Annotated in this window: 12 protein-coding genes; 2 read left to right on the forward strand and 10 right to left on the reverse strand. The window is 51.1% G+C overall.

Going from position 1 to position 13,703, the window contains the following annotated elements; all coding sequences use genetic code 11:
- The first annotated feature begins 446 nt into the window (after window positions 1-446).
- Window positions 447-1,679, forward strand: coding sequence for a peptidase T (gene pepT / locus AB3Y96_RS10460; RefSeq protein WP_072307574.1), 1,233 nt, complete (start codon window positions 447-449; stop codon window positions 1,677-1,679).
- Window positions 1,680-1,751: 72 nt separating this feature from the next.
- On the opposite strand, the gene AB3Y96_RS10465 is transcribed toward pepT, so the two are convergent.
- A complete protein-coding gene (locus tag AB3Y96_RS10465; protein WP_072307575.1) occupies window positions 1,752-2,066 on the reverse strand; it encodes a putative quinol monooxygenase in 315 nt (104 codons plus the stop codon).
- Between the two features lie 9 nt (window positions 2,067-2,075).
- Complete coding sequence (locus AB3Y96_RS10470) at window positions 2,076-2,663, reverse strand: NAD(P)H-dependent oxidoreductase (protein ID WP_072307576.1); 588 nt, start codon at window positions 2,661-2,663, stop codon at window positions 2,076-2,078.
- 330 nt (window positions 2,664-2,993) lie between these two features.
- On the opposite strand from AB3Y96_RS10470, the gene dkgB reads away from it, so the two are divergent.
- Window positions 2,994-3,794: a 2,5-didehydrogluconate reductase DkgB gene (gene dkgB, locus AB3Y96_RS10475; RefSeq protein ID WP_367300307.1), complete on the forward strand. Its 801-nt coding sequence runs from the start codon at window positions 2,994-2,996 to the stop codon at window positions 3,792-3,794.
- Window positions 3,795-3,889: 95 nt separating this feature from the next.
- Here the strand turns inward: dkgB and AB3Y96_RS10480 are convergent, their stop codons facing one another.
- The 8 genes from AB3Y96_RS10480 to sapA all read right to left on the reverse strand — a co-directional run bounded on the left by AB3Y96_RS10480 (window position 3,890) and on the right by sapA (window position 13,694).
- The gene (locus tag AB3Y96_RS10480; protein WP_367299127.1) at window positions 3,890-5,830 is read right to left on the reverse strand and encodes an exoribonuclease II; all 1,941 of its coding nucleotides are present in this window, start codon (window positions 5,828-5,830) and stop codon (window positions 3,890-3,892) included.
- Window positions 5,831-5,969: 139 nt separating this feature from the next.
- The gene (locus AB3Y96_RS10485) at window positions 5,970-7,082 is read right to left on the reverse strand and encodes a peroxidase (RefSeq protein ID WP_367299128.1); all 1,113 of its coding nucleotides are present in this window, start codon (window positions 7,080-7,082) and stop codon (window positions 5,970-5,972) included.
- 189 nt (window positions 7,083-7,271) lie between these two features.
- Window positions 7,272-8,060 carry an enoyl-ACP reductase FabI gene (gene fabI / locus AB3Y96_RS10490; protein ID WP_025801211.1) on the reverse strand — a complete coding sequence of 263 codons (789 nt, stop codon included), beginning with the start codon at window positions 8,058-8,060 and terminating at the stop codon, window positions 7,272-7,274.
- Window positions 8,061-8,320: 260 nt separating this feature from the next.
- A complete protein-coding gene (gene sapF / locus AB3Y96_RS10495; protein WP_072307580.1) occupies window positions 8,321-9,133 on the reverse strand; it encodes a putrescine export ABC transporter ATP-binding protein SapF in 813 nt (270 codons plus the stop codon).
- Window positions 9,130-10,125 carry a putrescine export ABC transporter ATP-binding protein SapD gene (gene sapD, locus AB3Y96_RS10500; RefSeq protein ID WP_072307581.1) on the reverse strand — a complete coding sequence of 332 codons (996 nt, stop codon included), beginning with the start codon at window positions 10,123-10,125 and terminating at the stop codon, window positions 9,130-9,132. Before sapD ends, sapF begins: the two co-directional genes overlap by 4 nt.
- 8 nt (window positions 10,126-10,133) lie before the next feature.
- A complete protein-coding gene (sapC, locus tag AB3Y96_RS10505; RefSeq protein WP_367299129.1) occupies window positions 10,134-11,024 on the reverse strand; it encodes a putrescine export ABC transporter permease SapC in 891 nt (296 codons plus the stop codon).
- Window positions 11,011-11,976, reverse strand: a complete 966-nt coding sequence (gene sapB, locus AB3Y96_RS10510; RefSeq protein ID WP_072307583.1) for a putrescine export ABC transporter permease SapB — start codon at window positions 11,974-11,976, stop codon at window positions 11,011-11,013. The genes sapC and sapB overlap by 14 nt, the downstream gene beginning before the upstream one ends.
- Complete coding sequence (gene sapA, locus AB3Y96_RS10515) at window positions 11,973-13,694, reverse strand: ABC transporter substrate-binding protein SapA (protein WP_367299130.1); 1,722 nt, start codon at window positions 13,692-13,694, stop codon at window positions 11,973-11,975. The genes sapB and sapA overlap by 4 nt, the downstream gene beginning before the upstream one ends.
- Between the last annotated feature and the right edge of the window lie 9 nt (window positions 13,695-13,703).

The following is a 13,703-nucleotide window of genomic DNA, read 5'->3' on the forward strand; positions in this document are numbered from 1 at the left end:
GTGTGAACCTTAATTAAAAGCCAGCCTGCCAAGAAAACCTGATTTTCCCGCCTTAGACGCACCATGATGCACTAATTTACCCCAAATGGGGCAGAAATCCTGCGAAACGGCTATTTTTATCCGGTATTACTTTCCTTACTTTCTTTAACTTTAGCTAAAAATGACCTGACGCAATATTTCCGTTTTGTGCCCTACGCATAATGTAAAACCTATGGCGAGGGCCTAGGGGATTTTTCATAATAAGAGACAGATCACATGATTATGAAGAGATACCCTTGCAAAGCCCCCACTTGACGTTGTCAGGCTAGCCCATTAGTCGATTGTTTAAACCCAGCATAAAATTTCAGGGTTATTTATCTAATGCGGCACTTGTCCTTCATTCTTAACCATCGATTATGGGAATGATGTGGACTGCGACGAATAACGAATCATTGCGAGACACTTTTATGAATAACTTACTCGATCGCTTTTTTAATTATGTTTCTTTCGACACACAGTCCAAAGCAGGTGTACGTCAGGTTCCTAGCACCGATGGCCAGATGAAGTTGGCGCGAGCGCTACAGGCAGAATTGGTTGAGCTCGGTTTCGAGCAAGTTACGTTAAGCGATCATGGCTGTGTGATGGCAACGCTGCCGTCTAATGTTAGTTGGAAAGCGCCGACCATCGGTTTTATCTCGCATTTGGATACCGCACCCGACGCCAGCGGTAAAAATGTGAACCCGCAGATCGTTGAAAACTATCGCGGTGGTGATATCGCCTTGGGCATTGGTGATGAAGTTCTCTCTCCGGTGATGTTCCCCGTATTACACCAGCTGTTAGGCCAAACGCTGATTACCACCGATGGCAAAACGCTGCTGGGGGCCGACGACAAAGCCGGTATCGCCGAGATCGTGACCGCCATGCTGCGCCTCAAGCATAACAACATTCCGCACGGCGATATTCGCATCGCGTTTACGCCTGATGAAGAAGTCGGCAAGGGGGCTCAATTCTTTGACGTTGAAGCCTTTGACGCTGAATGGGCCTATACCGTCGATGGTGGTGGCGTGGGCGAGTTGGAATGTGAAAACTTCAATGCGGCATCGGTGACGATTAAGATCGTGGGTAACAACGTGCATCCAGGAACGGCGAAAGGCGTGATGGTTAACGCGCTGTCACTCGCGGCGCGTATTCACAATGAATTACCGCCAGAGCAAACGCCTGAACACACAGAAGGCTATGAAGGTTTTTATCATCTTGCATCGATGAAAGGTACGGTTGAGAAAGCCGAAATGCATTACATCGTGCGCGACTTCAGCCGTGAAGGCTTTGAAGCACGCAAGAAAAACATCATGGATATCGCGAAGAAAGTAGGTAAAGGGTTGCACCGTGACTGCTATATCGAAGTGACGTTAGATGACAGCTACTACAACATGCGTGATGAAGTGGCCAAACACCCACATATCATTGAATTAGCAAAGCAGGCAATGCACGACGTTGGCATTGAGCCGATTATGTGCCCGATTCGCGGTGGTACAGATGGCGCGCAGCTCTCTTTCCGTGGTCTACCTTGCCCGAATCTGTTCACCGGGGGCTATAATTTCCACGGCAAACATGAATTCATCACACTAGAAGGCATGGAAAAAGCGGTATCGGTGATTATGCGTATCGCCGAGCTAACCGCGTTGAAAGCCAAAGGCTAAGCGCTTAGCCGCACAAAAAAGCCGCTGAAATATCAGCGGCTAAAGTCATAGACACAGTGGCAATAAAAACTGTTAGCAAACAGAATGATCGGTCAAGATGCGCAGGGTGACAGATTCTACCTGATCCTGCGTTTCTTCATGGTGGCGAACCATGTGTACCGTTTTAAGATGGGCATCCAAATGCGCGTGAGATTCCCAACGTTCAACCATGAAAAGTGTGTCAGCGGCTAAACTCTGACGCTCGATAGCGGGCAGGGCATCCGTGAGCGGCGTGTACTGATAGCAACCTTCCTCCGCCAGCACTTCTGCCTGCAAAGCCTGAAAGCGCTTAACGATAGCGTCTAAATGTCCCGCACGAACTTTGATTTCGGCAATAACAGTAATCATCGCAATCTCTTATTTGTTAGCAAACACGGTTGCCAAATGGTCGCGGTAGCATGCAATGTTGTGCTCCACATTTGGATTCTTGATCACGTCAGTGCACAGGAAAGTTGGCAGACGAGTCATACCCAAGAATTCGTTGGCTTTATGGAAATGCATGTATAGGCCGTCAACGCCCTGACCGTGGAAGAACTGGTCTGGATCGTCGAAAGCTTCCTGCGGCGCATTCCAAGTCAGAGACAACATGTGCTGCTTACCCTGAATCAAGCCGCCAGAACCATATTTTTTGCTCGCGTCTGAACGGGTACGACCATCGCTGGCGTACAGACGGCCATGACCTTCGGTGAAGACTTCGTCGATATATTTTTTAACGATCCACGGCTCGCCCATCCACCAGCCCGGCATCTGGTAAATAACCACGTCGGCCCACAGATAGTTTTGAATTTCTTGTTCGATTTCGTAACCGTGGTCAATCGTGGTTTCACGCAGTTCGTGGCCCATCGCAGCCAATGTCTCTTTAGCGACGTCATGCAGAGTGGTATTCAGTTGACCCTTAGAATGGCCAAACGCTTTCATACCGTTGATCAGGAAAATCTTACTCATAATTAAGCTCCTCATGCGGCGCAGAATAGGGCGTGGCGCCGTGTTGTGATTCGATAATGTCATTAGCAACTGAGGCAATTATCACACTATTTATTTTCATAAAATAGGCGATCTGAATCACAACACCTTTGCGTTTGAGTCAATAATTGAAGGTGGAATAGGATTAGTCTGGGCATTTGTGATTGTTGATCACAATACATTTGCAATTAACGCTATTTATAACAAAAAAACTTCCTCACATACTCACTCTCAGCAACAGGGCAACGCTTATGCCCAACATCACTCTGTTACCTTACAAAATCAAAAGGATAGAAAATGAGCAACGCTAAAATGTTGATGCCAAAACTGGGGCTGGGAACGTTTCGCCTGAAAGAGCAGGTCGTGATTGATTCTGTGCGCAATGGGTTAGAGCTGGGTTATCGTCATATCGATACCGCGCAGATCTATGGCAATGAGGCTGAGGTTGGACAAGCTATCGAAGAGAGCGGCGTACCGCGTGATGAACTGTTTGTCACCACGAAAATTTGGCTAGAAAATCTTGCGCCTGAAAAGCTGATTGAAAGCCTGAAAGAAAGCTTGAAAAAACTGCGTTTGGCGCAGGTCGATTTAACCCTGATCCACTGGCCAACGCGTGATGCATCGCCAACCATTGCTGACAGTATGCAGGCGTTGTATCAGGCTCAGAAAATGGGTTTAACCAAAGCGATAGGGATTTCGAATTTTACTATCGAACAAATGAAGCAGTCCATCGATGCCGTTGGCGCGCAGAATATTGCCAGCCAGCAAATTGAGATCCACCCGTTCCTGCAAAATGAACAAGTGGCCACGTTTGCTGCGTCTCAGGGTATTCCAGTGACCGCCTATATGCCTCTCGCCTATGGCAAAGTGCTAACTGACACTGTCATTAATCAGATTGCGCAGGCGCATGGTGTGAGCGCCGCGCAGGTGGCTCTGGCGTGGTCGTTGCAAAAGGGTTACACGGTGATCCCTTCGTCCACCCAGCGTGAGAATTTGGCAAGCAATCTAAATGCGTTGACGATAGTTTTAAGCGATGCGGAAATGAAGCAGATTGCAGAACTTGAACGCAATGAGCGTTTAGTCAGCCCTGAGTTTGCGCCAGATTGGGATTGATTTTTATCGGTGAAAAACGTCTGTTGATCTAATGCCGAGTGTTTAAACAATTGAGGCACATGGGGCAAGCGCCACATGTGCCTCAATGCTTCAGATTAAACGACAGGCTTGGCAATAATACTGCGCGTTTCTAGGCGCACTTCAACCAGATAAACCTGCAGGGCATCGCCCGTTTGATAAACGGTTTCGCCTTTGATCTGTATGGAGCCGGTTTCTTGGCTGCATACCAGTTCATCACGCACGGCGTGAATAAAGGAAGATGGAATAAACGCCATCGCACCGTTATCAACCAAACGCACGCGCATGCCGCCCCGCGAAATATCAACGATTTCAGCGTTAAAGTGAATCGCTGGATCCGCTTTATCTTTCAGGAAGCGAGCATATAACCAATCACCCACGTCGCGTTCTGCCATACGATTCAGGCGGCGGCGTTCTGCCATCTGCACGGTAATAGCGTCATCAGGACGTTCGGCGGGTTTATTCGCAATCAGCGCTTTCAGCAAACGATGATTCACCATATCGCCATATTTACGGATCGGCGAAGTCCATGTTGCGTAAGCTTCTAAGCCTAAACCAAAGTGCGGGCCTGGCTCGGTGCTGATTTCAGCAAAGGTCTGGAAACGGCGCACGCGGCTATCAAGGAACGTGGTTGGCAACGAATCCAAATGACGACGCAGTTCGCAGAAGCCCTGCAAGGTTAATAATGCTTCTGCGTTGGCAGATACATCGTTGGCTTGCAGAATGCTCACGGCCTGTTCAACCAGCGCCGGATCGAAACCAGAATGGATGTTGTAAACACCAAAGCCTAAACGTTCGCGCAGCATGATGGCGGCGCAGACGTTAGCGGTAATCATGCACTCTTCCACGATGCGGTTGGCCACACGGCGATGTTCGGCAATGATATCAACCACGCTGCCTTTTTCGCCTAAAACAAAGCGATAATCTGGGCGATCTTTAAATACCAACGCGTGCTGCTGACGCCAATCAGAACGGGAATCCGCTAAACGATGCAACAGGCGAACCTGCTGTTCGATTTGGGCATTTTCCGGTTTCCAACTGCCAACGCCTTCCAGATAATCTGAAACTTCGTCGTAAACCAGTTTGGCTTTAGATTCAATCCAGCCAGCAAAGAAGCGAATATCGTCAGAAATAGCGCCGTCTTTCTGTATTGTGACGCGGCATAGCAGCGCAGGGCGGCGCTCGTTAGGGCGCAGTGAACACAGATCGTCAGACAAATCGCGTGGCAACATCGGAATGTTGAAACCAGGCAAATAAGTCGTGAAAGCACGCACCTGAGCGATTTTATCCAGCTCGGAATCTTGTTCAACGTAGGCCGTTGGATCGGCAATGGCGATGGTTAAGGCCAGAGAACCGTCTTCGTTCTCCTGCACATACAACGCATCATCCATATCTTCCGTGCTGGCGCTGTCAATGGTGACGAATGGCAGAGAGGTGAGATCTTCACGCTCCAAGCCTTCTTCATGCATTTCACTACCAGACCATTCTGGTGCCGTGCGATCCAAACCATGACGGGAAAGCGTGACCCACCACGGCGCGAAATCATCATCCGCATCGGTAATAAACGTGGTGATATTGGCAAAGAAAGTGCGGTCGCCTTTCAGCGGATGCCGGTTCATCTCGGCAACGGCCCAATCGCCTTGCTTAAACTCATGCGTGACGTTGTTGTCGGCTCTGCATGGGATTGCATCTTTCAGCAATGGATGGTCGGGGATAATGGAAAGGCGGTTATCACCATCTTTTTTCTGCACGCGGCCAACGAATCTTGTCAGGAAAGGCTCAACCAGCTCTTCCGGCTCAACGACTTCACGATCTTTCTCAGTGTGAACAGCAGCCAGAACGCGGTCACCATGCATGACTTTTTTCATGTATGGCGGCGGGATGAAATAGCTTTTCTGGGCGTCAACTTCCAAGAAGCCAAAACCTTTGTCGGTCCCTTTAACGACGCCTTCAACGCGTGGTGTCTGGGAGTGCAGTTGCTGTTTTAGCTGCGCGAGCAGCGGGTTATCCTGAAACATAGTATTGAAACGTAGATTCCGGCAGGTGGATGAAGTGAATGACCTCAAGAGCGGTTCACATTTTTACGCGAATCAGTGCCTGTGAGCAAGCCCATGATGCGACTGTGGATGAAATGATCGGCAAATGGTGGAAATCTGCTCATTCCCCCAGCGAAACGAGTAGCCGCTGGCTCCACGCGCCGGTTGCTAGCGCAATGATAAGCTCAAGAATTTCTGCGGCAGACAGCCCCGACTGAGTTAAAGACGCAATGTGATCGGGCGAGAACAAGCAGGGGGTTTGCGTGAGTGTCAGACTGGCCTGAATGATAGCCTGTTCTCGACGACTGCATTGAGAAAGCGCGGTAACGGGATTGGCGAGTACCGCATCCGCCTGCTGGCGATGTTTACTCAGCAGCAAGAAGCGACGGGCGTGGTGCTGGCTACTGCGATGACAGCCGAGAAGTCGGGCGCTGACTAAAAAGGCCAGTTCGCGCAGCGGTTGACGCAGTAGATCGCTACAGTTATAGCCTTCGCTAAAAATTTCACTAGTGATATCAACACCTTCCCCGTCATGCATCTTAATCAGCATTAAGACGATGGCGAGCCCCGATGGCGCCCCGCATATTGCCACCGGTGCCAGCGTGGCATCGGCACCGAGTGGTAGCCAAGGACGCCATGCCGCCGATGTCGCTTCCGTTAGCGGAGCCAATTCAAGGGTGGGAAATATTCTTGGCTCAGATGGTAATGGGCAGCCGGAAAGAGCCGCTGTCCCGGCAATAAGGCGAGATTGCAATACCACAAAGCCCACAATCTGTGACAGTGTCACTATATCGGGATAGGACAATTTTACCGCACGCAGCGCGCGCAAGGTTTGTTTCGTACTGCGCGTGGGGTCCCATGCGAGTAACCGAGCGTGCTCGGTAATTTGAGCTAAGCGCTGATTGCTTTCACGGGTGTTATGCGGGCAATGCAGCGGTGCCAACTGCTTGGCATAAAAAGAGCACAAAGGCGTCACCTGAGAAACTTGTGCCACGGTGAGCGCAATGCTTAAGCGATCATAGCGTGAGAGAGAGTACTCGCGCGAGACTTCAGGCTCTGAACCTAACAGCTCACGATAGGCATCGCCAACCTGTCGGAAATAGGTATCACGTTCAGTTCGTTCATTGAATAACGGAAAGCGGCCCTGAGCCAAATGCTGGTGATTATCCGCCTCAGAGGTCGGTGCGTTATGGCGTGAGCTAAAAATCGTCAGCGGCGAGTTTGGTCGCTCCATCGGATATCCTTCAGGCGTCGGGCAAGAAAAGGGGGAACCCTTTATGAAACAGGGTACTATCCTTGCCGAATGCGGCCTAGAGATGAAATATTGTTAAGGAATAGCCTAGGCTGAAAAGGAATAACCGCGCAGAGATAAAAAAATCCCCAGCCGAAGCCAGGGATTTTTCAGCAGAATAAACGACGGAAATTAATCCAGTTCCAGTTCGTTCATGGCTGCAATGTTGAAGCCGCCATCGACGTGCAGGATTTCACCAGAAATACCGCCTGCCAGCGGTGAGCACAAGAATGCGGCTGAGTTACCGACGTCTTCAATGGTAACGGTACGGCGAATTGGGGTAACCGCTTCGCAGTGTGCCAGCATTTTACGGAAGTTTTTGATACCAGACGCCGCCAGCGTACGAATTGGACCCGCAGAGATACCGTTAACACGGATACCTTCAGGGCCCATCGCGTTAGCCATATAGCGAACGTTAGCTTCCAGAGACGCTTTCGCCAGACCCATAACGTTGTAGTTAGGGATTGCACGTTCTGCGCCCAAGTAGGACAGAGTCAGCAGACCTGAGCCTGGGTTCAGCATAGTACGGCATGCTTTTGCCATCGCAACGAAGCTGTAAGAGCTGATGTCGTGTGCGATTTTGAAACCGTCACGGGTAACCGCATTCACGTAGTCACCGTCCAACTGGTCGCCTGGAGCGAAGCCAATGGAGTGAACAAAACCGTCGAATTTCGGCCAAGATTTTGCCAGCTCGGTAAACATCGCATCGATGCTTTCGTCTTCTGCTACGTCACAAGCCAGAACCAGATTAGAACCCAACTGAGCGGCGAATTCTTCTACGCGAGATTTCAGTTTGTCGTTCTGGTAGGTGAAAGCCAGCTCGGCGCCTTCACGGTGCATAGCCTGTGCAATACCGTAGGCAATGGAGAGTTTGCTGGCTACGCCAGTGATCAGAATGCGCTTACCGGTTAGAAAACCCATACAAATAGTCCTTGTAGTCTTAGTTTATGCCGTACTGCGATACCAATAATATTGGAGGAGCAGGGCATAAACTGATAGAGGCGGAGGAAAACCAATTCACATTTTTATACAGAAACAGGAATTGTTAATTCTTCCAGCACTTGTGTTAATAAAACAAAACCGAGCGATTCTATCACGCTTGATTCACTGTGGAATGCTTTTGATGCTCTGCTCGGAGCAGTGGCTGAATTTTAGTCCGTAATTGGCGATAAAATCGCTTTTTAGAAAACGCCACCGTCACGGCGCCATGCATCGGCCGTTAACGCTTCACCAAAATGACTATTAATGAGGCGTTTAGTTTGCTCATGCAGTGGAGCCGCCAAGACTTCTGACGTGCTACCGCGCTCCACAACTTCGCCATGATGCATCACCATGACCTGATCGCTAATATGCTTCATCATGCCCAAATGCTGGGTAACATAGATATAAGCGATACCGTGTTTTTGCTGCAGTTCCAACATCAAATTTATAATCTGTGAACGCATCGACATATCCAGCGACGCTAACGCTTCATCCGCTACGATCACCTGTGGCTGCAATATCAAGGCGCGAGCCAAGGCGATCCGTTGAATTTGTCCGGACGCTAACATATGCGGATAGTAATAGGCGTGATCGGAACGCAAGCCGACTTGGCGCAGCGTTTCATTGATACGCTGTTCACGTTGTGGTGCATCGAGTTCGGTATTTAACCGCAGGGGAACGTCAAGGATCTGGCCGATACGCTGGCGCGGATTGAGTGACGTAGACGGGTCCTGAAAAATCATGCGGATCCGCTGGCTGCGGTAGCGAAAATCGCCGTACTGCAGCTGCTTGTCATCAATGACGATATCGCCCGCAGTGGGTTCAATCATGCCTGACAGCATTTTTGCCAGCGTTGATTTCCCCGAGCCGTTTTCGCCAATAATCGCCAGCGTTTGCCCTTCGCGCAGGGTAAAGCTAACGGGTTTAACCGCTTCAAGATTTTGGCGACGAAACAAGCCGGTGCGGTAGCGGAAGGTTTTTTGTAGATTGTGCACCTCCAACAGCGTACTCATTGCGTCTCCTCCATGTTAAGCGGGAAATGACAGGCAAACTTATGCGTTTTTACGCTGCGCAGAGGCGGTGTCTCAATGCATTTTTTCTGCGCATACGGACAACGAGGTCCTAAGCGACAACCAATAGGTAAATGTTCTAACGAAGGGATCGCGCCCGGCAGCGTGTTTAAGCGGCTTTTATGGGGCAATGCGCGGCCAAAGTCAGGCATCGCGCGGATCAGCGCCTGCGTGTAGGGATGATGCGGCGCAACTAAAATATCTTCGCAGGCTGCGCTTTCAACCGTTTGTCCGCAGTACATCACGTTAATGCGGTCAGCCCATTTACTCATCATTTGCAGGTCATGGCTAATTAACAAAATCGTCGTGTTATTGTTTTGATTCATGCGCGACAGCAAACGGAATATCTGTGCCTGCGTGGTTGGCTCCATCGCATTGGTCGGTTCATCGGCAATCAGCAGACGCGGTTGGTTAGCCAAGGCGATGGCAATCATGACCTTCTGGCATTCACCTTCCGTCAGCTCATACGGGAAGCTACGCATGATGTCTTTGTGGTCTTTAATCCCGACGCGGTGCAGCAGTTCAATGGCGCGGCGTTTACGCCAGCGAAAACGCTGCCACCAGCGGCCTTTATAGGTCCAACCGGGGATCGCCTGAATCACCTGTTTACCAATACTCTCAGAAGGATCTAGACAGGACTGCGGCTCCTGAAAAATCATCGACACGTTATGGCCCACCAACCGACGCCGTTGACGCGGCGTTAAGCGCAGCAGGTCAATGTCGTCAAAGCGGAAACGGTCGGCGGTTACCTTCCAGTTATCTTTGGTGACGCCGCAGATCGCTTTGGCGATTAAACTTTTGCCTGAGCCAGATTCACCAACCAATCCGCGCACTTCGCCTTCGGTGAGCGTGAGGCTGACCCGATCGACGGCTTTGACCGGCCCTTCGGCGGTCATGAATTCAATGGTGAGGTTACGAATATCAAGTAACGGCATTTTGTTTCCTATTCCACACCGGCGTTAATCGCGCGGCGCATTCCGTCGCCTAACAAATTCACCAGCAGCACGCTGACCATAATGGCAGCCCCTGGCAACATCACCGTCCACGGCGCGACATAAACCAGCTCCAAGGAATCGCCTAGCATGGCTCCCCATTCCGGCGACGGCAGTTGAGCCCCCAGATCGAGAAAGCCTAACGCGGCAATATCTAATATCGCCATGGAAAGGGCACGGGTAAATTCACCTACCAGCACGCCAGCGATATTGGGCAACACGGAATCCCACAGGATAAACCACGTTGATGCGCCGTCTAAACGGGCGGCAACCACATATTCTTTCTCAAGCTCTTCGTGAACCGAGGTATAAACTTCTCGCACCATATGTGGCAAAAGCGCTAACCACACGGCCAGCATGGCGTGCTCAAGGCGCGGCCCTAAAAAGGCGACAACCACAATAGCTAACAGCAGAGAAGGGATAGACAGCAACGTATCCAGAATATGGTTCAAAATAGCGGAACGCAGGCCGTGGGTAACGCCCGCTAGAATACCGATAATGACGCCAAAAAAGCTGGCGGCGATGGTGACGACCAGCGCGGAACCAAACGTAGGCGCGACGCCGCTTAATAGGCGGCTAAGAATATCGCGGCCGAGATCGTCGGTGCCAAGGAAGAATGAAACGTTACCGTAGCGCGACCACGACGGCGGCAGCAGTTGATAACCAAGGAACTGCTGATCCAACGCATAGGGAGCCAGCATGGTGCCAAAAAAGCACAGGGCGATCAGCAGCAGCATGCCATACAGACCAATCATGGCGAGGGTATCGGCATGGAAATGTAGCCATGTCTGACGCAGCGGGCTCGGTACGCGTTTTTCGCGGTATACGTTATCGAAGTGCATACCATTCCTTATGTTTCAACGGATTTGTCAGCGCACCCACAATATCAGACAGCACGTTGACGACTAAAACCAACGTGCCCACCAGCATGACACCGGCTGAGATTGCGGCAAAGTCTTGTTGGCGGATGGCGTTAATCAACCAGCGGCCGAGTCCCGGCCAGCTGAACACCACTTCGGTAATCATCGCCAGCGTCAGCATGGTCGAAAATTGCAGTCCCAACCGTGGAATAATCGGCGGCAGCGCATTGTGCAACACATGACGGCGAATAATGGTGAAACGCGACAAACCGCGGGTGGCGGCGGCTTTAATGTAATTCTGGCTGACGACGTTATCGGTGCTGATACGCATTAGGCGGATAACTTCGGTCATCGGCACCAGCGCCAGCGCCGTTACCGGCAGGATCATATGACGGGCAACGCTCATCAGCATGGCATCACGATATGGAGAATCTGACAGCCAAGCGTCAATCAGCGCAAAACCGGTCACGTTTTTCATTGGGTAGAGCAGATCGTAGCGGCCTGAAACCGGCAGCCAGCCGAGATGCAACGAGAAGAACAGCATCAGCAGGATTGCCAGCCAAAATACCGGCATTGAATAGCCAAACAGCGCCAGTGCACTAATCGCACCATCCTGCCATTTGCCGCGCAGTAAACCGGCAATAATGCCCAGCGGAATACCCACTACCAGCGCAAAGACGAAGGCCAGAATGCACAGCTCCATGGTGGCCGGGAAAACTTCCTTCAGTTGTTCGATAATCAACTGCCCGTTAATGCTGGAAACGCCGAAGTCGCCTTGCAGTAGGCTATGCACATAGAAACGGTAGGCGTCGAACAGCGAAGCGCCGCCTAACGGCGCATGTGGCGTGAAATAGAGCAGGCTAAACCCTACTAGCGACAGGAAAAACAGCGTCACCAGCAGCAGTAAAAGGCGACGCAAGGTGAAGATAATCATGGTTTATCCTCCACGACGACAGGGGGTTCTGAGGCTGGCGTCGGTGGTCCCGCATCAGGATCGTTGGTGGCAGCCGGTTCTGGCTGTTTTTCACGATAAACACCGGCAAATGAGGCGTTACCAAACGGGCTCAAGACCAATCCTTTAATGTCATAGCGATACGCCTGTAGGCGCAACGATGAGGCCAGAGGCAAGATCGGCAGCTGTTCTTCTAAGATCTTTTGCGCGTCCTGATAATCGTCAATGCGCTGTGACAGTTGCTGAGACAGCAGGGCTTTATGCAGCAATGAGTCAAAAGAGGGATCGCACCAGTGCGCCAAGTTAGTCTGTGACTGAATTGCTGCACAGCTCAACAACGGACGGAAGAAACTGTCTGGGTCATTACTGTCGGTTGCCCAGCCGGAGAGCGTCATATCGTGGCTCATGTCGCTAAGGCGAGCCTCTTGGAATCGACCTTCCACCGGAATAATGCTGACCTTAATTCCCACCTGCGCCATATCAGCCTGAATCAGCTCGGCGGTTTTTAGCGGGCTCGGGTTGTAAGCCTGAGACGCCGTTGGCACCCACAGCTGTAAATGCAGATTGGTAACGCCGGCCTGTTTCAACAGTTCGCGTGATTTCTCTGGATTGTATTCGGTAATCTTTGCTTCGCTGTCATACGCCCAAGAGGCACGAGGCAGCAGCGAAGCCGCGGTTTCCGCCGTGCCGTAGTAGATAGACTGCATCAGGCGCTGGTTATTGATGGAATAAGCAATGGCACGGCGCACGTCTAGATTATCCAACGGCGGCTTGCGGGTGTTGAACGCCAAGTAGGCGACGTTCATTCCAGGGCGCAGCGTTAAACGCAAACGCGGATCGTCGCGCAGAATACTCAACTGGCTGGCCGCAGGGTAAGCCAGTACGTCGCACTCGCCGGTCAGCAATTTGGATAAACGCCCCGTACCGCCGGCGCCGAGGTCAATAATAACCTGTGGCATCCGCGGTTTACCTTTCCAAAACGCATCGTTGCGATCCAAGCGAATATATTGCCCCGCGTGGTACTCATTGAGCATAAACGGCCCCGTGCCCACGGGCAGGCGGTCAATATCTTCCTGTTTGCCTTTTTTCGCTAAGTTATCCGCGTACTCGGACGAGAGTATTGGCGCGTAATGCGTGGCAAGGTGCCATAAGAAAGAGGCATCCGGCTGTTTAAGCCGAATTTCTACCGTTGAGCTATCCAATTTGCGTATGCTTTGCACTGCGTCGCTAAACTGCAAACTCTCGAAATAGGGATAATGCCCGCCGTTCACTTCATGATACGGATGGTTAGGATCAAACATGCGGTTAAAACTAAACACCACATCATCGGCGTTCATCTTACGCGTTGGTTTAAACCAGTCTGTGGTTTGGAACGGAACGTCTTTACGCAGATGCAGCACATAGGTCGCGCCACCGTCTAACACTTCCCAGCTCTGGGCTAATTCAGGAATGAGGCGGTAGGTATAGGGGTCAACATCTAACAGACGATCGTAAAGCTGCGCGGCGAGGGTATCGACCGTAAGACCGCTGCTTGCCATCTGTGGATTGAAGGTATTCAGGATCCCGCTGACGCAATAAATGAAGCCGCTCTGGCGGATATCCGGCAGCGGTTTGGTTTTGGTCACAGGGGCAATTTCGGCTGCTGTCGCAACGGCAGACAGGCAACTTAATGCCAGCATCAGGGTTTTTAGACCACGCATAAACGCTTC

The organism is Hafnia alvei (assembly GCF_964063325.1).
Taxonomy (GTDB): Bacteria; Pseudomonadota; Gammaproteobacteria; order Enterobacterales; family Enterobacteriaceae; genus Hafnia; species Hafnia alvei_B.

What these genes read in the sequence shown, in the direction of transcription:
- sapA (WP_367299130.1), bottom strand. Translation starts at nt 13,694, where the DNA reads ATGCGTGGTCTAAAAACCCTGATGCTGGCATTAAGTTGCCTGTCTGCC.
- AB3Y96_RS10480 (WP_367299127.1), bottom strand. Translation starts at nt 5,830, where the DNA reads ATGTTTCAGGATAACCCGCTGCTCGCGCAGCTAAAACAGCAACTGCAC.
- AB3Y96_RS10485 (WP_367299128.1), bottom strand. Translation starts at nt 7,082, where the DNA reads ATGGAGCGACCAAACTCGCCGCTGACGATTTTTAGCTCACGCCATAAC.
- sapB (WP_072307583.1), bottom strand. Translation starts at nt 11,976, where the DNA reads ATGATTATCTTCACCTTGCGTCGCCTTTTACTGCTGCTGGTGACGCTG.
- AB3Y96_RS10470 (WP_072307576.1), bottom strand. Translation starts at nt 2,663, where the DNA reads ATGAGTAAGATTTTCCTGATCAACGGTATGAAAGCGTTTGGCCATTCT.
- sapC (WP_367299129.1), bottom strand. Translation starts at nt 11,024, where the DNA reads ATGCACTTCGATAACGTATACCGCGAAAAACGCGTACCGAGCCCGCTG.
- fabI (WP_025801211.1), bottom strand. Translation starts at nt 8,060, where the DNA reads ATGGGTTTTCTAACCGGTAAGCGCATTCTGATCACTGGCGTAGCCAGC.
- pepT (WP_072307574.1), top strand. Translation starts at nt 447, where the DNA reads ATGAATAACTTACTCGATCGCTTTTTTAATTATGTTTCTTTCGACACA.
- dkgB (WP_367300307.1), top strand. Translation starts at nt 2,994, where the DNA reads ATGTTGATGCCAAAACTGGGGCTGGGAACGTTTCGCCTGAAAGAGCAG.
- AB3Y96_RS10465 (WP_072307575.1), bottom strand. Translation starts at nt 2,066, where the DNA reads ATGATTACTGTTATTGCCGAAATCAAAGTTCGTGCGGGACATTTAGAC.
- sapF (WP_072307580.1), bottom strand. Translation starts at nt 9,133, where the DNA reads ATGAGTACGCTGTTGGAGGTGCACAATCTACAAAAAACCTTCCGCTAC.
- sapD (WP_072307581.1), bottom strand. Translation starts at nt 10,125, where the DNA reads ATGCCGTTACTTGATATTCGTAACCTCACCATTGAATTCATGACCGCC.